Source organism: Faecalibacterium sp. Marseille-Q0746 (assembly GCF_017377595.1).
GTDB classification, from domain to species: Bacteria; Bacillota; Clostridia; order Oscillospirales; family Ruminococcaceae; genus Faecalibacterium; species Faecalibacterium duncaniae.
Genome location: NZ_JAFREI010000020.1, coordinates 23,054 through 44,986, shown reverse-complemented (window position 1 = coordinate 44,986; position 21,933 = coordinate 23,054). Strand labels below are relative to the sequence as shown.

The window sequence follows — 21,933 nt, the reverse complement described above, 5'->3', positions numbered from 1 at the left end:
TATAATATAGGTGTACAAGTGAATTTGCTATTCGACTGTCCCAAGAAAGGAGCGAGTATGAAACAGTCGAGTAACAAGAAATCCCGTGAAGCAACCGCTTTTCTCTATGAGCGTCTTTCCCGTGATGATAATTTGGAGGGCGAGAGTTACAGCATCGGCAACCAAAAGAAACTGCTCACCAAAGTTGCAAAGGAAAAAGGCTATACCAATCTGGTTCACTTTCTGGATGATGGCATTTCCGGCGTGACCATGAACCGTCCCGGTTTCGTTGAAATGATGCAGCAGCTTGAACAAGGGAAAGCCTCCGCTGTGTTCGTCAAAGACCTTTCCCGTCTGGGCCGAAACTATATCGAGGTCGGGCGGCTGACAGAAGAATTTTTCCCAGACCATGACATCCGACTTGTTGCCGTTTCGGACAACATCGACACGGCCGAGGGAGAAAATGAACTGGCACCCATCCGAAACCTGTTCAATGAGTGGTATGCCCGTGACATCAGCAAGAAACGCCGTATCAGTAATAAAATCAAAGGCAACTCCGGCGAACCGATGGGACTTCCTCCCTATGGATATATCAAGGACCCGAACAATCCCAAGCATTGGGTCATTGATGAAGAAGCTGCACAAGTTGTCCGGCGCATTTTTGATATGACGTTGGAGGGCTTTGGTACGGAACAGATTGCCACCCAGTTTGAAAAGGAAGGCATCCTGACGCCGCAGGCCTACTGGATTCAGAAAGGCATCGGCCGTCCCGGAAAGACCAAGACGCGCCCCGCCACCAAGTGGAATGGCTCCACGATTACCCATCTTCTGTACCAGCAGGAGTATTGTGGTGATGTTCTGAACTTCAAAACCTACTCCAAGTCCTACAAGAATAAGAAGCGGATTCATAACGACCCGGAAAATTGGGTAGTGTTCCAAAATGTTCACGAACCCATTATTGAACGTGCCGTGTTTGAACAGGTACAGCAGAAGCGTGGAAAGATGCGCAAACGCCGTACCAGCAACGGAGAACACAATATGTTCTCCGGCCTGCTTGTCTGCGCAGACTGCGGCTGCAATCTGCACTTCCACTTCAATCAGGGCAACCCGGAAATCAAGTATTTCAACTGCTCCAACTACAAGGGCAACCGTGGTACCTGTCAATCCACCCACTACATCCGGGTAGACTTTCTGGAAGAAGTGGTGCTGGGCGAGATTCGGCGGCTGACCAAGTTTGCCAGCCTCTACGAGGACGACTTCCTGAAAGCTGTTATCGGGCACTCCCAGCAGGCGGATGAAACCGACCGCAAGCTGAAAGAAAAAGAGTTGAAAACACTTCTTGCCCGTGATGAAGAACTGGACGGCCTCTTTGAGCGCATCTATGAGGACAATGTTTCCGGCAAAATCTCTGACGAACGCTTTTCCAGAATGTCCCGGAGATATGAGGACGAGCAAAAGGAGCTGACCGAGAAAATCAAACAGCTCCGCTCCGAAATCGAAAAGCAGAGCAGCCGTACTATGACAACGGATATGTTCATCAGTCTGGTTCGCAAGTACACCAGAGCAAAAAAGCTGACACCCCGGATGCTGAATGAACTGGTGGAAAAAATCGAAGTGTTCAATGCAGAAAAGGTCAATGGTGTATGGGAGCAGCGGCTCCGCATTCACTACAACTGCGTGGGCACCATCGAGATTCCAAGCGCACTTCCTTTACCGACACCCGATGTATCGGTGAATACAAGAAAAGGCGTAGTTGTGAACTACGCCCCCTGTGATGTCGCTATTTAGCAAATAAAAAATGACGAATGTTCTTTGACAGCTAAATGCTGTAAGAACATTCGTCATGGATCGATGCACAGGATCGCATTTATGTAGTCTATCCGCTTTCTCATCTGTCAAAAGACTTGAGATGCAGCATTTCCAGTGTAACGCGCTCTTTCTCCGAGCTGGAAAACGCACAGCTCGTGGAACGTATCCGCAGTGGATTTTCCAAGCCCAGCCGTATTCTGCTCAAGGTTCCGCATACTACGCAGAATTGCGCAGTCACAGTATACAAAAATGCCAAGGATGACTGTGCAGAAACGAGTAGTATGATTGCGCAGAAATGCACACCTAACCAACGTAATAAGAGCAACCTGAAAGATAGCCACCTGATAAGAACAACAGACGCTCATTTGACCTTTGGAGAATATCAAAATGTCTTTTTAACAGCAAAGGAGTACAGGCGACTCAAAGCTGATTTCTCCGGGCTGGATGATCTAATCGAACAGCTTTCGGCTTATATCCAGTCCACAGATAAGAAGTACGCCGACCATGCCGCCACCCTGCGTATCTGGGCAAAGCGGCAGAAAACAGAACGAAAATCGACGCCGGGCATCCCGGACTACACCTTCAAGGAAGGAGAAAGCCTATAAAGACGATCAAAAAAGTTCTGGAACAATCCGTTTCCAGTATTCCCGAAAATGCAGCGGACTATCCCGGTGAGAATGGCCTGCTCTATTGCGGCAAGTGCAGAACCCCAAAAGAAGCCTTCTTTGCCAAGGGTCTTGTCCTGATGGGGAAGAACAAGCATCCGGTAGAATGTGCCTGCCATAAAGCCGAACGGGAGCAGCAGGAAGCAGCTATTAAGGCGCAGAAACACCTCGACCTTGTGCGGCGGCTGAAAGCAGACGGCTTTTCTGATTCCGCTCTGCTGGACTGGACATTTGCAAACGACAACGGACGCAGCCCACAGATGCACCATGCACACCGCTATGTAGAGCAGTGGCAGACCATGCGCTCAGAGAACATTGGGCTTCTGTTCTGGGGCGGTGTCGGCACAGGCAAGAGTTTCCTTGCCGGGTGTATTGCGAACGCTCCGATAGCTCAGGAAGTGCCTGTGCGCATGACGAACTTCGCACACATCCTGAACGAGCTGAACAACAGCTTTTCCGGGCGGAATGAGGTGGTAGACAGGTTGTGCCGCTATCCACTTCTCATCATTGATGATTTTGGCATGGAGCGCAGCACAGAGTATGCGCTGGAACAAATCTACAACATTGTAGACAGTCGCTACCGCAGCCGAAAGCCTTTGATCGTCACGACCAACCTGACACTGGACGAGATCCGGCATCCGCAGGATACCGCGCATGCCCGAATCTATGACCGCCTGTTAGAAATGTGCGTTCCGATTTCATGCATTGGCGTAAGTTTCCGCAAAGAAACCGCACAGGAGAAGCTGGAACGGCTGAAAGAATTGATTGGATGAGTTTGAAAGGAAGTTTGATAAAATCGCTGGTACACACTGTCCAGCTACAAGGAAATAGAGCCGCCTATTGAAAAAATATCCTGCTAGCGAAAAAGATATCTTTCCTGTTTCCGCCTGCACATCCAACTTTGATGAATGGAGTGCCTTGGCGAGCTTTCTGGCCGATATGATCGAAAAATATGCAGAAATTTTAATCCCAGAAATCGAAACCGGGCAAATTGCTGTTGATGAACTTCTTGCAGCATGATATAATGTTCTTGTAATTGCTGTCCAAACACATGGTGAGATTCTCTCACCATGTTCCATATTTTGAACGAGGTACGAAAATGAATCGTCCAGATGACTCTCCTAAAAATTCCATCCTCATTTACACCACAGAAGATGGCCTGACCAAAATTGATACTACCTTTGACGGTGACACCGTCTGGCTTTCCATTGACCAGATGGCTGAGTTGTTCCAACGTGACAAATCCACAATTTCCCGTCACATCAAAAACATTTTTGCAGAGGGTGAGCTTGAACGAGATTCAGTTGTTGCAAAATTTGCAACAACTGCCGCAGACGGAAAGACCTATCAGGTCGAATTCTACAATCTTGACGTCATTATTTCTGTTGGTTATCGTGTCAAATCCAAACGAGGCACACAGTTCCGTATCTGGGCAACTGGCATCCTGAAGGAATATATGCGCAAGGGATTTGCGCTGGATGACGAACGCCTGAAAAATCTGGGCGGCGGTGGATATTTCAAAGAGCTGTTAGAACGCATCCGTGACATCCGTGCTTCCGAAAAAGTGTTTTATCGTCAGATTCTGGAAATCTATGCAACCAGCATTGACTACGACCCAAAAGCAGAAATCTCCGTCCAGTTCTTCAAAAAAGTCCAGAATAAAATTCATTATGCCATCCACGGTCAGACTGCCGCTGAGGTCATTTACAATCGTGTAGATGCCGAAAAGGAATTTATGGGTCTGACCACTTTTGCAGGAAACCAGCCCACTTTACGAGAAGCTACTATTGCCAAAAACTATCTGAACGAGAAAGAGCTTCGTGCTATGGGGCAGTTGGTTTCCGGTTATCTGGATTTTGCTGAGCGTCAGGCAGAACGTGAACAGCCCATGACAATGCAGGATTGGGCAAACCACCTTGACCGTATTCTGACTATGAGCGGTGAGCAGTTGCTTGTCGGAAACGGCACTGTGACGCACAAGCAGGCCGTGGACAAAGCCACCACTGAATATCGGAAATACAAGGCTAAAACGCTCAGCGACGTGGAACAAGACTACCTGGATTCCATCCAGTTCTTAGAGCAGAAAATCGACAAGAAATAACGGTAGCCGTGAGGATTTCTTATGTCACAGGGAAAGACAAAAGTTTATATTTACACTCGTGTATCTACCACCATGCAAATCGATGACTATTCGCTGGATGCACAGAAAGCTCGCATGAAAGCCTATGCAGACTTCAACAATTACCAGATCGTTGGCGAATATGAGGATGCAGGCAAATCGGGTAAATCCATTGAAGGCCGTGCTTCTTTCTGCCGGATGATGGAGGACATCAAATCCGGCAAGGATGGCGTTGCCTATGTGCTGGTGTTCAAGCTCTCCCGTTTTGGCCGCAATGCTGCCGATGTACTGTCTACCCTGCAGGTAATGCAGGATTTTAGTGTGAACCTGATTTGCGTGGAGGACGGCATTGATTCTTCTAAAGACGCTGGCAAACTGATGATCTCCGTTCTGTCCGCTGTCGCTGAAATCGAGCGTGAGAACATCCGTGTCCAAACCATGGAAGGCCGCATCCAGAAGGCACGGGAAGGTCGCTGGAACGGCGGTTTTGCGCCTTATGGCTATCGTTTGGTTGACGGTGTGCTGCAAATCAATGAGGATGAATCCCCTGCCATTCGCACGATTTTTGAGCAATATGTAAACAAGGACACAGGTGCAAATGGTCTTTCCAAATATCTGGAGACCCACGGCTTTCAGAAACTTGCTCGTCAAAATGGCACCTCTCCCCTTTTCAGTGCAACATTGATTCGTGCCATCCTGAAGAACCCCGTCTACTGCGGAAAAATCGCCTTTGGTCGCCGCAAACTCGAAAAGATCCACGGCACCCGGAACGAATATCATCAGGTTCCACAGGAGAATTATTTGCTGGTGGACGGCCTGCACAAGGGCATCGTATCAGAAGAATTGTGGAACGCCGCACAGGTCAAGCTGTTGGCGCAGTCTAAACGATACGAACCAGTCAACCGCAGCAAGACGGAACAGGCGCATTTATTATCCGCCCTTATCAAGTGCCCCATTTGCGGTGCTGGAATGTACAGCAACAAATGCACCAAACGAAAGAAAGATGGCACACCCTATAAATCTTTCTCTTATTACAGTTGCAAGCATCGCAAGATGCAGCGTGGGCAAAAATGCGATTTCAACAAGCAAATTCAGGAAGAAGTTCTGGACAACGCCGTGGTGGAGGTTATCATCAAACTGGTCAGCAATCCAAAGTTTGCCGCCATGATGCAGGAAAAGATCAACAGCAAAGTAGACACCACTGCCATTGAACAGGAAATCGCAGCCGCCGAAAAGCAACTGCGCCAGTATTACTCCGTCAAATCCAAACTCATGGATGAAATCGACACCCTTGACCCGGATGACCGGCACTACATCATGCGCAAATCCGACCTTGACGAACGGCTCTACAAGATGTACGATAAAATCGAGGGTACCGAGAATCAGCTTGTGACGGCTCGTGCCAAGAAACAGGCCATCGAAGCAGACAAAATCACCGGCGACAACATTTACAAGGTTCTCGTCTGCTTTGAAAAGCTCTACAATGTGATGAATCCTGTCGAACGCAAAAAGCTGATGGAGCACCTGATTTCCGAAATTCAGATCTACCCGGAGCGTCAGCCCAACGGCCAGTGGCTCAAGTCCATCAAATTCCGACTGCCTATCATCGAAAATGGCGCGGATTTGTGTTTGGACAATGGAAGTCACGTGGAGGTTGTGAGTTGTTATACCAAAACGATGTAACAAACGCAACCCTCAAGCCATTGCGAATGTATCACGGCATTAACCCGCATGAAACCTTGATTTCTAGCACTTTCAAGGTTTGAGGAGCAGTAATTTTCCACCTTTGAACCGGCTCCAGATCCATCGAAACAGTACTCACTGTTTCATAGCACTGCAAACAAGGAAACCGCCCTGCCGTATAGCTACGACAGAGCGGTTTTCTATTGTATGGACTCGAAGGGAGTCGAACCCTCGACCTTTCGGATGCGAACCGAACGCTCATCCCAACTGAGCTACGAGCCCTCAACTGTCCTCTGACCACTAGAGCCAGAGGACATCGTTCATTTTGACTTTATTATTTTACTGCTTCTGGAATCATTTGTCAAGAGTTTCTACCTTCCGGCGAAGCAGACTCATGGGGGGCAGCTCTGGGGTGGGGATGGTGTACTTTTCCATGGCGTGGGGGGTGGATTCCACGCTCTCCCCTGCCTCGTTTTTGATCCACTCCGGGTGCAGCGGGATGCTGCGCCCATCCGGGCAGAGCACCTCCAACGTATCCCCAAGGCTCCATTTGCCGCGCTGCTGGCAAGAGGCAACACCATTCTCCCAGCTTTCCACAGTGCCCACAAACTCCCACTCACGGATATAAGTAGCGCTGTCGGTTGCCTGACGGGCCTGCTCGCGGCCAAAGTAGAAGCCCGGGGAGTAGTGCCGGTGGCTGGTACGGGTCAGCTCAGCCAGAACGTCATCGCTCAGCTCAAAGTTATCGTTGAGCGGGTCGGCCAGATACTGATCCAGAGCCTTGCGGTAGGCGGCGGTGACGCTGGCGACATAGTAGAACGTCTTGGCGCGGCCCTCGATCTTCAGGCTGTCCACACCTGCCTTGCAGATGAGGTCGATGAAGGGAGCGGTGCACAGATCGTTTGCATTGAGGATATAGCTGCCGTTCTCATTTTCGCCGATCTCATACAGCTGGCCCGGGCGGGTCTCCTCGCTCAGGTAATACTTCCAGCGGCAGGGCTGGGCGCACTGGCCCCGGTTGGCATCCCGGCCTGCCATGTAATTGGAGAGCAGACACCGGCCCGAAATGCTCATGCACATGGCTCCGTGGACAAACGCCTCGATCTCCAGCTCCGGCGGGGTCTTATCGCGCAGGGTGGCGATATCCTGCAGGCTCATCTCACGGGCCAGCACCACACGCTTTGCACCCATGTTGTAAGCGGCACGCGCAGCGGCCCAGTTGGTGATGCCGGTCTGGGTGGACATGTGGACATCGATCTCCGGGGCGAACTGCTTACAGGCTTCCAGCACGCCCAGATCGGCCACGATAAAGGCATCCACACCGGCGGCAGCAGCAGCCTTGATGGCTTCGGGCAGGCGGTCAGCTTCCTCATTGGTGGGCAGCGTGTTCATGGTCAGATAGACCTTGCGGCCGCGGGCATGGGCATAGATCACACCCTCGGCCAGCTGCTCCGGCGTAAAATTGGCAGGAGCCGACCGCATACCGAACTCCGGCAGGCTGCAATAAACAGCGTCTGCTCCATAGTTGATGGCATAACGCAGGCGCTCCAAGTCGCCTGCCGGGGCCAGCAGTTCCGGGATCTGTAACATAAAATCGTCCTCTCTTTTTAACACCCTCTCTGTCATCGCTGACGCGATGCCGCCTCATCGGATCGGTTTCTGCAAACCTGACTCCGGAGCCGCAATTGGCTCGCCCCTTGGGAGAGCTGTCAGCGAAGCCGACTGAGAGGGACTTACTTCTTCAAACTCTGATTGACTTCAGCCGCTTTCCGGCAGTTGTCCTGATGTTCAGCATAGGTCTTGGCGTAATAGTAGTGACCGGAAAGGTCCGTAACAAAGAAATAGCAGTCCCTGACTTCCTCATCACACTGAGGTGCCAGAGCAGCCTGGATCGCGGCAAGGCCCGGGTTCGAGATGGGCCCGGCGGGCAGGCCGGTGCAGGTGTAGGTATCGTAGGCATTCCGGATGTTCTCGGGGATATCCTCCCAGCCGCCATAATACGGAGCCACCCAGTTCCAGAGGTAGTTGTTGTCCTCATCGCTCTGGACATAGCTGGAGGTGTTGCTCTGGAGCTTGGGGTAGGGCGAACCCTCGGCCAGACGGTTGCGGAACACCTGCGCCACATTGGAATCCTGATCGTTGCCCGCTTCCTCCTGCACAAAAGAGGCCAGTGTGATGACCTCGGGCAGGGTCAGCTCCTGCTTTTCCAGTTCCCTGTACATCTCGTCCGTAAACTGCTTATCGAAGTGTGCATAGAACGTTGCAACATAATGATGCACGGTATCGTCCGTCAAAAACTCATAGGTGTCCGGAAAGAGGTAGCCCTCACACTTCATAAAGCGGTCGGGGGCATCGGCATCGTCCGGGACATACTGCCAGAAGGTGTACTCACTGAAATCTCCGGTGTTGGCTTCTTCCAAAAACTCCTCGGCAGTACACAGACCGGCTTCCTCCATTTTCCGGGCAATGGCAATGGCAGTGGTTCCCTCCGGGAAGGTCAGACGCACCGAATCCGCCTTGGCATACGTGGACAGCTCTGCGATCAGGCCATCGTAAGAATATCCGCCGGTTTGCAGCGTAAAATCACCGTACTGCAGTTTTCCGGCGGCACCCTTGTGCCCCACATACCAGCGGAACAGATAGGCCGAACGGATCACTCCAGCCTCCTTCAGCTCCTTTGCGATGGCAGCAACGCCACTGCCCTGGGGGATGCTGACGGTCACCTCTGCACCGGGCTTTCCTCCATTGCCGTTGATCTCGTTATACGCAAACACGCCTGCCGCACCGACTGTCAGTACCAGCAGCAACAGCACGACCAACAGGATCTTCAGCGCACTGCCTCTTTTCTTTTTCTGGTGTTTCTCTGCCATATCCACGTTCCTTTCAATCCATCATCAGGCGCATGTAGCTCTCCGAAACATCAAAAGGTTCTCCTTCAAAACGGATGAGGCCATACTCCTGCCGGGTTCCCTCGCCCAGGAACAGATTCTGGGCAGCTCCCACCGTGATGACAGCCTTTTCCACAATGACCTCTTTCTCCCGGGCGGCTTCCATCAGCACCTCGGCAGCACGGTCATTTTCCGCCATCATCTCCACAAAGTAAAGGGTATCCTCCCTGCGGAAATAGATGCCGTAGCCCTGCTCACTGGATACGATGGTCGCGCCACGGGAATACAGGTCCCGCAGAACTTCCCCCATCTGCTCCGGCGGCAGCTGAACGGTGTCGGGCCAGTATTTTGCCCGCAGCTCGCAGAGTTTTTTTGCCGTCACGGAATCGAATTCCGCCTGGCTCCACAGGTTGCGCTCCACCTCCCGGGGCAGGCAGCGCAGGGCAAAGGCTTTCTGGAAGCCTTTATCCTGCAGCAGCGTTGATTGTTCCGGGCTGGCGGGCACTGCCACCACAAAGCCTGCGCCCCGCAGTTTCTGCTGGGCACACAGGGTATCCACCAGGCCCGCAAGGAGCAGGCTGCCCTGCCCGCACAGACCGAACAGGTAGCTGCCCGGGCGGCCCTGCAGGGTCACCGGCACAGCCAGTGCCACAGCCTCAATGTGGTCGTTTTCCTCCGCGACGTAGACATTCTGCACCCCGGCAAAGCGCTCCACAGCGCCACGGACAAACTCCTCCGTGTCGCCGCGCTGGGCCTGCCACAGGGCCAGCACCTCCGCCCAATCGGACGGCTGCATCAAACGGTACATGATATAGGATGCCTCCTTTTGTTTCAAATAACAGCGAGAGCAAGAGTTCTGACCTCTTCCTGAATATCCTCAATGCTCCGCATCTTCTCCCCTGCCGTGCAGTGGACGGTATCCCAGCCGAGGTGAGCGGCGCAGTATTCTGCCGCCCGGCGGCTGCGGGCCAGATATTCGGTGTCCTTTTCATGGACATCCTTCTTGGTCTCGTCGCCATGGTAGCGGGCAGTCATCAGCCGCTGGCTCACCGCCGGGTCAACCTGCAGATAGATCACCTTATCCGGTGCAGGCAGGCCCAGCAGGTGGTATTCATAGTCAAAAAGCCACTGCAGGAATGTGTCCCACTGCTCCGGCGGGAGCTTCGAGCACTGATGCACGGCATTGGAGGTGGTGTAGCGGTCAGCGATCAAGATGCCGCCTTCCTCGTAGAACTCGCCCCAGTCTGACTTATACCCCGCGTAGCGGTCCACCGCATAAAAACTGGATGCCGCGTAGGCGTTGACATCGTCAGGCTTGTCACCAAACTGCCCGGCCAGATACATCTTGACCAGCGCACTGGAATCACTGTCATAATCCGGGAAGGTGATCTCTCTTACCAGATGATCCGTCACCGTCAGGTGCTTTGCCAGCAGCTTAGCCTGCGTGCCCTTGCCGCTGCCGTCCAGCCCTTCCAGAACGATCAGCTTGCCCTTGCTCATACACCAGCCTCCTGCTTGATGGCCTCATATTTTGCGCGGACTTCGGCAGTTCTGCCGCAGCACATCCTGCCTTCGGGGCAGGGGCCGCTGACGCAGGCCGGGCCGGCCTTGGCAAAGATATGGGGTGCCACCGGGTAGACCAGCCGGAACATTTCCTCGGCCAGCTGACGGATCTCCCACTGGGCACGGGAGCAGCAGCGCAGATGGAAGAAATTCTGCAGACTGCGGGCGTTCATGGTCACGACCATCTTCGTCTCGCAGGCGTTGGGCAGCACAAAACGGGCATCCTCATTGGCCTGTTTGGAGGCCTTGGCGCGGGCCTGCTTTTCCGGCATCCCCTCCGCCATCAGGCGGGCAGTGTGGCCGTCCTCCAGCTTTTTTGCAAGGTCCAGGTAGCGCTTCGCATCCTCATCCATGCTCTCAAGAAAGGCTGCCTTTGCCTCAGGGATGGCCTCGATCTCCGGCGGGATGACATAGTGGAAGTCGTCCAGCCGGACATACCGCTGGCTCTGGACACTGAAGGATGCGATACGGTGCCGGGTGATCTGGGCCAGCAGGGTGCGGCTCACACCCTCAATGCCAAAGGTGAAGCTGGCATGTTCAATGGGACTGGCATGGCCCAGGTCGCTGAGCATGGTCAGGAACTTGGCCGTTTTCTCCTCAGTCAGGCCGTCCAGCAGGTCGGTGATATGGGCATCGGAGTAGCAGAGCTTGGCCGCTGCCGCCACCACCTTTTCCGGTTCCGGGGTATGTGCGATCAATCGAACGGTCATCATAGTTTTCTCATTCCTCCGTGATTTTCGTCAGCGGCGCAAAATTTGCCATGGTTTTCTTCACGCCGACCTTTTCAAAGTTGATCTCCACGATCTGGTCTCCGGCAGCAGCCTTGACCGCCAGCACCCTGCCCCGGCCAAAGACCTTGTGCTCCACAATGTCGCCCACCTCGTAATGCTTTGGGCCGGTGGATGCCGGGCGGGAAGCTGCCGGACTCCCCGGAAAGCTCACGGGTTTGGACGTTGCCTTGGGGGCCGCGGGGCGGCCATAGCCCGCGCCAAAACCGGAGGAGCCAGACGTGCGCGGGGCGCTGCTTCCGCTGCCAGACCCGGAAGCACTGCTGCCACGGCCTGCATAACCGGAGCCGAAACCGCCGCGCTCAGAGGCATTGTATTCACGGTTGAGGTAGCTGCCGCCGGTGCGGCCGCCGAAGCTGCTGGAATTGCGGCCCCAGCCGGACGCGCCGGAGTAGCCCGAGGCCCCACCGGGAACGGTATCACTGTAACTGGACCCCCAGCCCATGGAAGAACGGCGTTCCAACGCCGGGCTGCGGGTCTCCTCTATATACTCAGGCTCGATCTCGCGCAGGAAGCGGCTGGGCTCGTTGCGCTGGGTGCGGCCGTAGAGCATCCGGGAGACACTGTTGGAGATATACAGCTCCTTCTTGGCGCGGGTGATGCCGACATAGGCCAGACGGCGCTCTTCCTCCAGATCTGCCTCGGAGTATTTGCTCATCTCGCTGGGGAACACGCCCTCCTCCATGCCAATGAGGAACACATAGGGGAATTCCAGACCCTTTGCAGAGTGGATGGTCATCAGAACCACCTGGTCAGCGCTCTCGTTGTAGCTGTCAATGTCGCTGATGAGGGCGATATCCTCCAGATAGCCTTCCAGTGAGGCATCCTCGCCGTGCTGGTCGCAGTAGTTTTTGACGTTGTTGACCAGCTGGCCCAGGTTCTGCAGGCGGTCTGCCGCATCCTCGTGGCCCTTGGCCGCATCGGCTTCCAGCATGGCCTTGTAGCCGGTCACCTCAATGACATCTTGGGCAAATTCGTCCAGTGTCCTGGTTTCCAGCGATTCCTGCAGTTTTTCGTAGATCTGCCAGAATTTCAGCAGCGGCATAATGGCACGGCTGAGTTTGGCGTATGCATCCGCGTGGGAGATGACTTCCAGCATACTGATCCCCTGCTGGGCGGCAAGGTCAGCGATCACATCGACGGTGGTATTGCCGATCTTCCGGGTAGGCTCGTTGATGATGCGGCGCAGGCGCACATCATCCCGGGCGTTCGCCACGATGGACATATAGGAGTGGATGTCCTTGACCTCTTTGCGGTCGTTGAAGCGCTGGCCGCCCACGATCTTATGGGGAATGCCCGCGCGGGTAAAGTAGCTTTCGATGGGGGCCGACTGGGCATTCATACGGTAGAGCACCGCATGGTCCGCCAGATGCCCGCCCTCTTTCAGGTGCTCACCGATGACATCAGCAATGTGCATGGCTTCGTCCTGCTCATTCTCTGCAGTGTAGACCTGCACCTTATCGCCCTCGTCGTTCCGGGTCCACAGGGTCTTGCCCTTACGCTCGGTGTTGTGCTGGATGACGCAGTTGGCAGCATTCAGGATGTTGGAGGTGGAACGGTAATTCTGCTCCAGACGGATGGTCTTGGTGCCGGGGAAGATGCGCTCAAAGTTCAGAATGTTCTCAATGGTGGCACCGCGGAAACGGTAGATGCTCTGGTCATCGTCACCGACAACGCAGATGTTCTTTTCCGGGCCGGTGAGCAGGCTGACCAGCCGGAACTGGGCCACGCTGGTATCCTGATACTCGTCCACCAGCAGGTAGCGGTACTTGTTCTGGTAGAACTCCCGCACATCCTCGTGTTCCGCCAGCAGCTGCACGGTCTGGTAGATCAGGTCGTCGAAGTCGAAGGCTCCTGCCTCCCTGAGCTTTTTCTCGTAGGCGGCGTAAACTTTGGCGGCAATGGCTCCCTTGGTGTCCCGGGCTGGGGTGCGCAGCGCCTCCTCCGGGCTGACCAGCTGGTCCTTCCAGCGGCTCATCTGGTTGATGGCGCTCTTGATCGGGAAGAACTTATCGTCGATGCTCAGTTCCTTATAGACCGCCTTCATCACGCGCTGGGAGTCATCGGTATCATAGATGGTAAAGCTGCGGGGATAGCCGATGGATTCTGCCCAGCGGCGCAGGATGCGCACACAGGCCGAGTGGAAGGTGGAGGCAAACACCTCGTCCCCCTCTTCGCCGCCCAGCATATTGCGCAGGCGCTCTTTCAGCTCCCCTGCCGCCTTGTTGGTAAAGGTGATGGCCATCACGTTCCAACTGCGGACAGCATTTTGCCGCAGCATCCCGTCCAGCCAGGCGGGCGCATCGGTGCCGGTCATAATTGCCGTTTTCAGGGCCTTGACATCCTCTTCGGTCACCTCACGGGGGGTCCAGCTGGAACCGTGGGCCGAGCCAAACCGGATCAGGTTTGCAATGCGGTTGACCAGAACAGTGGTCTTGCCGCTGCCTGCACCGGCCAGAATGAGCAGCGGGCCGTCGGTGGTAAATACCGCCTGCCGCTGCATATCGTTCAGGCGGCCAAACTGCTTTTCAATATAGGTATCGCGCAGAGCGCAGAATTCCTGTTGGAGACTTGCTGCCATTGTTTCACCTGTTCTTCTATAAAATCACTTACTTTATAAGTATATCACAATTCAAGAGGGTTGTACATAAAAAACCGCCCTTCCTGTACAGCACAGGAGGGGCGGCAGTGTTCAGATAAAGCTTAGCCGAAGATGTTGATCAGGATACCGGCAGCAACTGCGGAACCGATAACGCCAGCGACGTTGGGGCCCATGGCGTGCATCAGCAGGAAGTTGGAGGGGTTCTCGCTCTGGCCGACCTTCTGAGAAACACGGGCGGCCATGGGAACAGCGGAAACACCAGCAGAGCCGATCAGGGGGTTGACCTGACCGCCGGTCAGGGCGTACATCACCTTGCCACACAGAACGCCTGCAGCGGTACCAAAGGAGAAGGCGATCAGACCCAGCACGATGATGAACAGGGTGCGGCTGTTCAGGAAGGTGTTTGCAGAGGTGGTGCAGCCAACAGACAGAGCCAGGAAAATGGTGATGATGTTCATCAACTCATTGCCGGCAGTCTTCTGGATACGATCCACAACGCCGGACTCCTTCATCAGGTTGCCCAGCATCAGCATACCGACCAGAACGGCTGCATCGGGAACGATCAGAGAGACAATGATGGTGACCATGATGGGGAAGATAATCCTCTCGGTCTTGGACACGGTGCGCAGCTGCTTCATTACGACCGTACGCTCTTTCTTGGTGGTAAGCGCCTTCATAATGGGCGGCTGGATCACGGGCACCAGAGCCATGTAGCTGTACGCCGCAACGGCAATGCTGCCCAGCAGCTCAGGTGCCAGACGGGAGGTAACGAAGATGGCGGTGGGGCCGTCTGCACCGCCGATGATGGCGATTGCAGCGGACTGCTTCTGGGTGAAGTCCACAATGCCGGTAGCGGCCAGCAGACGAGCGCCCATGTAAGTGCCAAAGATACCGAACTGAGCGGCAGCGCCCAGTAGCAGGCTCTTGGGGTTGGAGATCAGGGGGGCGAAGTCGGTCATGGTGCCGATGCCCAGGAAGATCAGCGGGGGGTAAATGCCCAGCTTGACACCCATATAAAGCATATCGGCCAGACCGCCGTTATTCAGGATCTCGATCCACATCGGGTGCTCGAGACCATCACCAACGAAGTACTGCATGTGGATGATGCCGCTGCCGGGCAGGTTGGCAAGGATCATGCCGAATGCCATGGGCAGCAGGATCAGGGGCTCAAATTCCTTCACGATGGCCAGGTACAGCAGGAAGCAGCCCACGCAGATCATAATCGCGTAGAGGTAGCCGCCCGGCTCACCGAACCGTGCGAAGCCGGAACTCTGGAAAATACCGACCAGAGTATCGATAAACTGTGTCATGTTTTTCCTCCTGTGTTAAAAAGGTGCGGTGGTGTCGTTGACACCAGCCTTGCTCCAGCCATTTGCAGCACGGCGCACGGCCTTCAGGGTGTACTTGCCATTGCCCATGGCGTGGATGGCTGCCATAATCGCGGCAACCACATCGCCGGGAATGCCTTCCTCCACCACAGGGGCGGGAGCAGCCTGCTGCACGGGGGCGGCGGGCTTTGTGGCAGCCTTGGGAGCTGCAGGCTCCTTGGCTGCCTTCTTCTTGGCGGCCATACCGTCGAAGATCTTGCCTTCCAGCGTGATGATGAGCATCAGCAGGATGAGGATGGCAAACACCAGCACGATACCGGTAATGGTGATAACCACATCAGAACCCAGATTCATGGTCTTCCTCCTAATAATAATTTACTCCGCACTCCGGAGCAGGCCCCGGCGCGCAAAAAGCGATTTGACAATATTATACAATATTTCCCGACCCGATTCAACAAGTATGAACAAAATTTTGTTGCAACTTTTCCAATTTCTTAACGAGCTGGGTCAGGGCCCCGGTTAACGGCGGCCCATGCGGGGGGTCGCATCCAGGAAGCCGGTCTCCAGCTTATCGTTCAGGCCCAGGCTCATGGCGGTGCCCAATGCCACGCAGTTCACGGGATCGGGCGAGACGGTCACATCCACCTTGAGCTCCTGGCTCAGGTATTCGGGCAGGCCGTGCAGCTGTGCGCCGCCGCCGGTCAGCACCACACCATTGCGGAAGATATCGCCTGCCAGCTCGGGCGGGGTCTTTTCCAGCACCTGATGGGCGGCAGTGCCGATCTGCTCACTCAGCATCATCACAGGCTCATAGAGGTCGCTGGTGGAAACATTCACCTTGATGGGCAGGCCGGTCAGCAGGCTGCGGCCCTTGACCTCCATCGTCTCGTCAAAATCAGCCTTCTGGGGGCAGCAGGCAACGTTCTTTTTCAGCTGCTCTGCGGTACGCTGGCCGATGGCAATGCTGAACTTGTTGCGGACATGTTTCAGGATCTCGTCATCATAGTGGTTGCCCGCCACACGGACACTGGTGGCCTTGACCTTGCCGCCCAGAGACAGGACAGCGATATCGGTGGTGCCGCCGCCGATATCAATGATCATCCGGCCATCGGGCTGGGTGATGTCGATGCCGGAACCCAGTGCAGCGGCAATGGGCTCATCGATCAGGTAGACCTGACGGGCACCGGCGGCCATCACAGCCTCCACCACGGCATCGCTCTCAATGCCGGTGATGGCAGCGGGCACGCAGACAGCCACACGGGGCTTGACCATGTGGGAGCTGTACACCTGATTCACAAACCGGCAGATCAGCTCCCGGGTCATGGTGTGGTCGCTGATGACACCGTCCTTCAGCGGGAAAATGGCGGAAATATAGTTGGGGGTGCGGCCTACCATGGCCAGGGCCTTGTCGCCCACCTCCAGCACGGAGTTCTTGCGGGTATCCATTGCCACCACGCTGGGCTGGTTGAGCACGACCCCCTGCCCTGCCTGTGCAATGATAATGGTCGTTGTGCCCAGATCGATGCCGATGTCATTCTGTGCCATAATGAAACGTTCCTTTCTCTGCTCCCCTGTTTTCTATCATAAATGCCCGTTCGGGCGGGAAATCAAATCAATTTATATTGTAGCATAAGCCGGTAAAAAAGTATAGACCAAACCTCTCCTAGTAGGAGAGCTGGCGCAAAGCGCCTGAGAGGTTATTCTGCCGCCATCTGTTCCGGCGGCAGATTCTCTTTCAGCAATTCGCACAGGCCGCTGTACCGCAGGTTCTGCCGGACATTGGACATCATCCGGTTCACCACATCCCGCCGCCCGGCCACGATGCACAATTTGCGGGCGCGGGTCACGCCGGTGTAGAAGAGGTTGCGGTAGCAGAGCCTTGGCGGCACCTGCGCCACCGGCAGCACCACCGCCGGGAACTCGCTGCCCTGGCTCTTGTGCACCGTGATGGCGTAGGCGATCTCCAGCTCGTTCAGGTTTTCCGCCGGGTAGAGCAGGCGGCGGTCATCCATCCGCACCACCATGGAGCGGTCGCGCATGTTGATGGATTCCACAATGCCGATATCACCGTTATAGGCTCCCACGCCCTGCTCCCCGCCAATGCGGTTCCAGACGATCTCGTAGTTGTTCCGCACCTGCATCACCTTATCGCCCACCCGGAACACCCGGGAGGCGCTCTGGAGCTGGGGCTTGCCCTTCTGCTCCGGGTTGAGCAGGTTCTGCAGCTCCACATTCAGCGCCTGGGTGCCGGTGGGGCCCAGCTTGGTGGGGCAGAGCACCTGGATATCCCGGACAGGGTCAAACCCATAGCTCCGGGGCAGACGGGTGGTAACAAGATCGCACACCAGTTTCTGTGCCGCATCGCCGTCCGATTCCAGAAAGAAGAAATCGTCTGTCTTTCCGCCCTTCTGCAGCGGCTCACTGCTGATGATGTGGTGGGCGTTCTCCACAATAAGGCTGCGTTTAGCCTGCCGGAAGATCTCGTTCAGGCAGACGGTGGGCACCAGCCCGGAGCGGATGACCTCGCCCAGAATGTTGCCGGGCCCCACGCTGGGCAGCTGGTCGGCATCGCCCACCATAATAATGCGGCAGCTGTACCGCAGGGCTGCAATGAGCGCCTGAAACAGCTTCACATCCACCATACTCATCTCATCCAGAATGACCACATCGCATTTGAGCAGGTTCTTGTCATTGTGGATAAAGCTGACCACGCCGCCGGAGTAGTCCACCTCCAGCAGGCGGTGAATGGTAGAGGCCTTGCGGCCGGTCAGTTCACTCAGCCGTTTGGCCGCACGGCCCGTGGGAGCACAAAGCGCCACCCGGTCTGCCTGATGTTCCAGCAGCTGCAGGATGGCGTTGACCGTGGTGGTCTTACCGGTGCCGGGGCCGCCGGTCAGCACAAGGCAGTTTTCGGTCATGGCCTTGCGGATGGCTTCCCGCTGCAGGGGCGCATAGGCAAAGCCCTGGGTCAGCTCCAGCACCTGAATGTTTTTATCAAGGTCCCGCACCGTCTGCTTTTCCCGCTTCGCCAGCAGGGCCAGCCGGTCGGCAATGGCCTGTTCTGCTTCCAGCAGGTCAGGCAGATAGATATACGGCACCGCCTCCAGCATCTTCACGCCAAGCTGCCCGGTCTCAATGCAGTGGTCCAGCGCACGGGCCAGCTTTTCGGGTGGCTGCTGGATGAAGTGGGATGCCGTGTCCAGCAGCTGCGCACGGGGCAGGCAGGTGTGGCCGTTGCCCGCGTTGTGGCGCAGGGTGCGCAGAAGCGCTGCTTCCAGCCGCTGGGTGCAGTCCCCTTCCATGTGGTAATACTGTGCAATGCTGTCCGCATGGCGGAAATCCAGCTGCAGGGGTTCCCCACAGAGCAGATAAGGGTTCTGGGAGATGGCCTGCATGGCACTGGGGCCAAAGACGCGGAACACCTCCATGGCGCGGCGGGGGCTGATCTCGAACTGAGCCAGATAGGCGATCAGTTCCCGCATTCCGAACATCCGCTTGAACTCCTGCTGGATGCGGTCAGCTTTGTCCGCCGAGATGCCGGGGATCAGGGTGAGCTGGGCGGGGTCGTTGGCGATCACCTCCAGCGCCGCCGCGCCGAATTTGTCGATGATCTTATTGGCCGTGCGCGCCCCGATATAAGGCAGGGAGCCGCTGGCAAGGAAGGCGTACACCGCTTCCAGATCCTTCGGCATATCGGTCTCGCACTCCTGGGCGTGGAACTGGCGGCCATAGGTGGCGTGGTTCTCATATTTACCGCGGCAGACCACGCTCTCGCCCGCATGGAGCTCGCCCACGATCCCGCACACCACGGTGACCGTGCCGCCGCCGGAAATTTCAAACACCGTGTAGCCGTTATCCGGGTTCTCGTAGATAATGTTCTCCACTGTTCCCTCGATCTGTTCCAGCTCCATGCTCCTCACCCCCCTTGTGACATAATTATTTATAGTATAATCGTTTTGGTGTTATTTGTAAAGGAATTGGGCAGGCCCTGCTCTTTACAACCTCTCAGCTTTGGCGTTGCGTGAGGCTTTCCCTCTTTGCCAAAGCCTCCCCTACTAGGCAACAAAAGAGCCGCCCTTCTGCGGTTTCGCAAAAGAGCGGCTCAATTTTTACAAGTTTGCGTGCGGTCTTGCTTTTTCCTGTTTCAGCTTCCGGAACACAACGATATACGCCGGGATCAGGAAGAAACAGGCAAAGAACCAGGCCACCGGGTTTGCAATGCAGGCGGCAAAATAGCCCCACAGCGGCACGAACAGGAAACCCACCATAGCACGGGCGATCATCTCTGCCACACCGGCAAACATGGCCAGGCTGGAATAACCCAGCCCCTGAATGGTGTAGCGGTAAATGATAAGGACCGCCAGCGGGATATAGAACACACTGTTCCAGAAGATGAAGCTCTGGGCGTTGGCCATGATCTCGGTCTGGCTGCTCTCAAGGAACAGGCCGATCAAAGCCTTATCCAGCACGCGCAGGATCAGGAAGGATGCCACACTGTACACACAGCCGATGCCCAGGGCGGTGTTCACGCCCTTGTTCACACGGTTCAGGTCGTGGGCACCCATATTCTGGCTGGCGTAGGTGGTCATGGCCGTGCCAATGCTCTCCAGCGGGACGGACAGGAACTGTGCCGCCTTGCCGCCTGCAGTCTGTGCTGCCACGATGTCACTGCCCAGACCATTGACTGCACCCTGCAGCACAACGGAACCGATGGCCGTGATGCTGCACTGCAGACCCATGGGGATGCCCATGCCGCACAGCTTGACACAGTGCTGTCTGCTCAGGCGGCTTTCTTCTTTGTTCCAACGCAGCTCATTATAATGCTTGAGGATGTACCACAGGCTGCCCAGACCGGCCACTGCCTGGCTGAACACGGTGGCGAATGCTGCACCGAACACGCCCATCTTGAAGGTGATGATGCAGAGCAGATCCAGCCCGATGTTCAGAAAGCTTGCCACCAGCAGGAAGTACAGGGGCCGCTTGCTGTCACCCAGAGCGCGCATCAGGGCGCTGGTCATGTTGTACAGCAGCGTAAACGGGATGCCGATAAAGATGGTGCGGATGTAGATGTCCGCCAGATCAATGATGTTGTCCGGGGTATTGGTCCAGACCAGAATGGAACGGGTCATGGCCACCGTGACCACGGTAAGCACTGCGGCAAAAAAGACACTCAGCCAGACAGCATTGGCGGTGTAGCGGCGCATCTCCACATAGTCTTTCGCACCGAATGTCCACGAGATGGGGATGGAGAAGCCGCAGGCAATGCCATTGACAAAGCCCAGCACCAGATAGTTCAGACCACCCACACTGCCGACCGCCGCCAGGGCTTCCACGCCCACAAAGCGGCCCACGATGATGGTATCCGCCAGATTATAGAACTGCTGGAACAGGCTGCCCAGCATCAGCGGCACCGCAAAGGCAAGGATCAGCTTGAGCGGGCTGCCCTGCGTCATATCTTTCGTCATACGCACGTTCCTCCTTGGGAAAGCATCACAGACCTTATCACACGAATTTTTTCCGACAAAAACGCCCTGCCGCGCAATGGGCAGGACGTTTTTGTTCATGTGGGTATTATATCAGGTTGCGATGAATTTTCAAGAGGTTTTTTCAAATTTTTCAGTGCTTCCCGGCCAGATGCATCAGCAGCTGGAACAGAATGCTCCAGAACCCCGTTCCGGCATTGCCCGAAGGCGGGGTATCCTCATCCGGAACGCTCAGCGGCGGGTCATTCTGAATAGTGTGCGAGGAACTGTCTGGTACGCTCTTCCCGGGGGTGGTCGATGAGCTGTTTGGCAGGGCCCTCCTCCACGACCACGCCGCCATCCATGAACAGGATGCGGTCGGCCACATCGCGGGCAAAGTGCATCTCATGGGTAACAATGATCATCGTGGTCTTACGGTCAGCAAGATCACGCAGGACCTTCAGCACCTCGCCGGTCAGCTCCGGGTCAAGGGCGCTGGTGGGCTCATCAAAGCAGAGGATATCCGGGTGAAGCGCCAGCGCGCGGGCAATGGCCACACGCTGCTGCTGGCCGCCGGAGAGCTGATGCGGGTAGTGGCCGGCCCGCTCCGAAAGGCCCATCTGCGCCAGCAGCTCTCTTGCCTGCTGTTCCAGCTCCGCGTGGATGGCCTTTTTATTCGCCTGATACTCCGGGCGTTCCTTTGCCAGCAGTTCTCCTGCCAGCATCACGTTCTGTAAGGCCGTGTACTGCGGGAACAGGTTGAAGTTCTGGAACACCAGACCAAAATGGAGCCGCTTTTTGCGGATCTCACTTTCCTTCTGGGTGGCAGGGTCGGCGGCATCCCACATGGTCTCGCCGTTCACCTTGATCACACCCGTGTCAGGCCGTTCCAGAAAGTTCAGGCAGCGCAGCAGAGTTGTTTTGCCGGAACCGGACGAGCCGATGATCGCCAGCGCTTCCCCCTGCTCCAGATCCAGGGAGATGTCCTTCAGCACATGGGTCTCGCCAAAATTTTTCCCGATACCGGAAGCTTCGAGCAACGCCATA

18 protein-coding genes and 1 tRNA gene are annotated in these 21,933 nt (G+C 55.7%); 6 read left to right on the top strand and 13 right to left on the bottom strand.

What is annotated here, in order from left to right; all coding sequences use genetic code 11:
* The first annotated feature begins 57 nt into the window (after positions 1-57).
* The 6 genes from J3351_RS11355 (at position 58) to J3351_RS11330 (ending at position 6,255) form a co-directional block, all read left to right on the top strand.
* Positions 58-1,767, top strand: coding sequence for a recombinase family protein (locus J3351_RS11355; RefSeq protein WP_242699398.1), 1,710 nt, complete (start codon positions 58-60; stop codon positions 1,765-1,767).
* A 176-nt stretch (positions 1,768-1,943) separates the two neighbouring features.
* Entirely contained in the window at positions 1,944-2,393 is a 450-nt protein-coding gene (locus J3351_RS11350; RefSeq protein WP_207697772.1) for a hypothetical protein, read from the top strand.
* A gap of 5 nt (positions 2,394-2,398) precedes the next feature.
* Positions 2,399-3,226 carry an ATP-binding protein gene (locus J3351_RS11345; RefSeq protein ID WP_370684128.1) on the top strand — a complete coding sequence of 276 codons (828 nt, stop codon included), beginning with the start codon at positions 2,399-2,401 and terminating at the stop codon, positions 3,224-3,226.
* Positions 3,227-3,293: 67 nt separating this feature from the next.
* The gene (locus J3351_RS11340; protein ID WP_186850777.1) at positions 3,294-3,473 is read left to right on the top strand and encodes a hypothetical protein; all 180 of its coding nucleotides are present in this window, start codon (positions 3,294-3,296) and stop codon (positions 3,471-3,473) included.
* A gap of 79 nt (positions 3,474-3,552) precedes the next feature.
* Positions 3,553-4,554 (top strand): virulence RhuM family protein, encoded by a 1,002-nt coding sequence (locus tag J3351_RS11335; RefSeq protein ID WP_207697771.1) that lies wholly within the window; start codon positions 3,553-3,555, stop codon positions 4,552-4,554.
* A gap of 21 nt (positions 4,555-4,575) precedes the next feature.
* Positions 4,576-6,255, top strand: coding sequence for a recombinase family protein (locus J3351_RS11330; RefSeq protein WP_207697770.1), 1,680 nt, complete (start codon positions 4,576-4,578; stop codon positions 6,253-6,255).
* A gap of 208 nt (positions 6,256-6,463) precedes the next feature.
* On the opposite strand, the gene J3351_RS11325 is transcribed toward J3351_RS11330, so the two are convergent.
* The 13 genes from J3351_RS11325 to J3351_RS11265 all read right to left on the bottom strand — a co-directional run bounded on the left by J3351_RS11325 (position 6,464) and on the right by J3351_RS11265 (position 21,932).
* A tRNA-Ala gene (locus J3351_RS11325) sits at positions 6,464-6,537 on the bottom strand.
* 72 nt (positions 6,538-6,609) lie between these two features.
* On the bottom strand, positions 6,610-7,845 hold the full coding sequence (locus J3351_RS11320; protein WP_097773778.1) for a U32 family peptidase: 1,236 nt from the start codon (positions 7,843-7,845) through the stop codon (positions 6,610-6,612).
* A 143-nt stretch (positions 7,846-7,988) separates the two neighbouring features.
* Entirely contained in the window at positions 7,989-9,125 is a 1,137-nt protein-coding gene (gene mltG, locus J3351_RS11315; protein ID WP_207697769.1) for an endolytic transglycosylase MltG, read from the bottom strand.
* A 13-nt stretch (positions 9,126-9,138) separates the two neighbouring features.
* Entirely contained in the window at positions 9,139-9,951 is an 813-nt protein-coding gene (locus J3351_RS11310; protein WP_097773776.1) for a hypothetical protein, read from the bottom strand.
* A gap of 23 nt (positions 9,952-9,974) precedes the next feature.
* Entirely contained in the window at positions 9,975-10,643 is a 669-nt protein-coding gene (locus J3351_RS11305; RefSeq protein ID WP_207697768.1) for a deoxynucleoside kinase, read from the bottom strand.
* Positions 10,640-11,419 carry an FAD-dependent thymidylate synthase gene (gene thyX / locus J3351_RS11300; protein WP_207697767.1) on the bottom strand — a complete coding sequence of 260 codons (780 nt, stop codon included), beginning with the start codon at positions 11,417-11,419 and terminating at the stop codon, positions 10,640-10,642. The genes J3351_RS11305 and thyX overlap by 4 nt, the downstream gene beginning before the upstream one ends.
* A gap of 7 nt (positions 11,420-11,426) precedes the next feature.
* Positions 11,427-14,075: an ATP-dependent helicase gene (locus J3351_RS11295; protein WP_207697766.1), complete on the bottom strand. Its 2,649-nt coding sequence runs from the start codon at positions 14,073-14,075 to the stop codon at positions 11,427-11,429.
* A 122-nt stretch (positions 14,076-14,197) separates the two neighbouring features.
* Positions 14,198-15,406, bottom strand: a complete 1,209-nt coding sequence (locus tag J3351_RS11290) for a sodium ion-translocating decarboxylase subunit beta (protein WP_156072207.1) — start codon at positions 15,404-15,406, stop codon at positions 14,198-14,200.
* 15 nt (positions 15,407-15,421) lie between these two features.
* A complete protein-coding gene (locus J3351_RS11285; RefSeq protein WP_207697765.1) occupies positions 15,422-15,778 on the bottom strand; it encodes an OadG family transporter subunit in 357 nt (118 codons plus the stop codon).
* 165 nt (positions 15,779-15,943) lie between these two features.
* Positions 15,944-16,969: a rod shape-determining protein gene (locus J3351_RS11280; protein ID WP_005936170.1), complete on the bottom strand. Its 1,026-nt coding sequence runs from the start codon at positions 16,967-16,969 to the stop codon at positions 15,944-15,946.
* A 152-nt stretch (positions 16,970-17,121) separates the two neighbouring features.
* The gene (locus J3351_RS11275; protein WP_207697764.1) at positions 17,122-19,335 is read right to left on the bottom strand and encodes an ATP-dependent RecD-like DNA helicase; all 2,214 of its coding nucleotides are present in this window, start codon (positions 19,333-19,335) and stop codon (positions 17,122-17,124) included.
* Positions 19,336-19,533: 198 nt separating this feature from the next.
* Complete coding sequence (locus J3351_RS11270; RefSeq protein WP_035394998.1) at positions 19,534-20,889, bottom strand: MATE family efflux transporter; 1,356 nt, start codon at positions 20,887-20,889, stop codon at positions 19,534-19,536.
* Positions 20,890-21,149: 260 nt separating this feature from the next.
* Positions 21,150-21,932 carry an amino acid ABC transporter ATP-binding protein gene (locus tag J3351_RS11265; RefSeq protein ID WP_097773767.1) on the bottom strand — a complete coding sequence of 261 codons (783 nt, stop codon included), beginning with the start codon at positions 21,930-21,932 and terminating at the stop codon, positions 21,150-21,152.
* Between the last annotated feature and the right edge of the window lies 1 nt (position 21,933).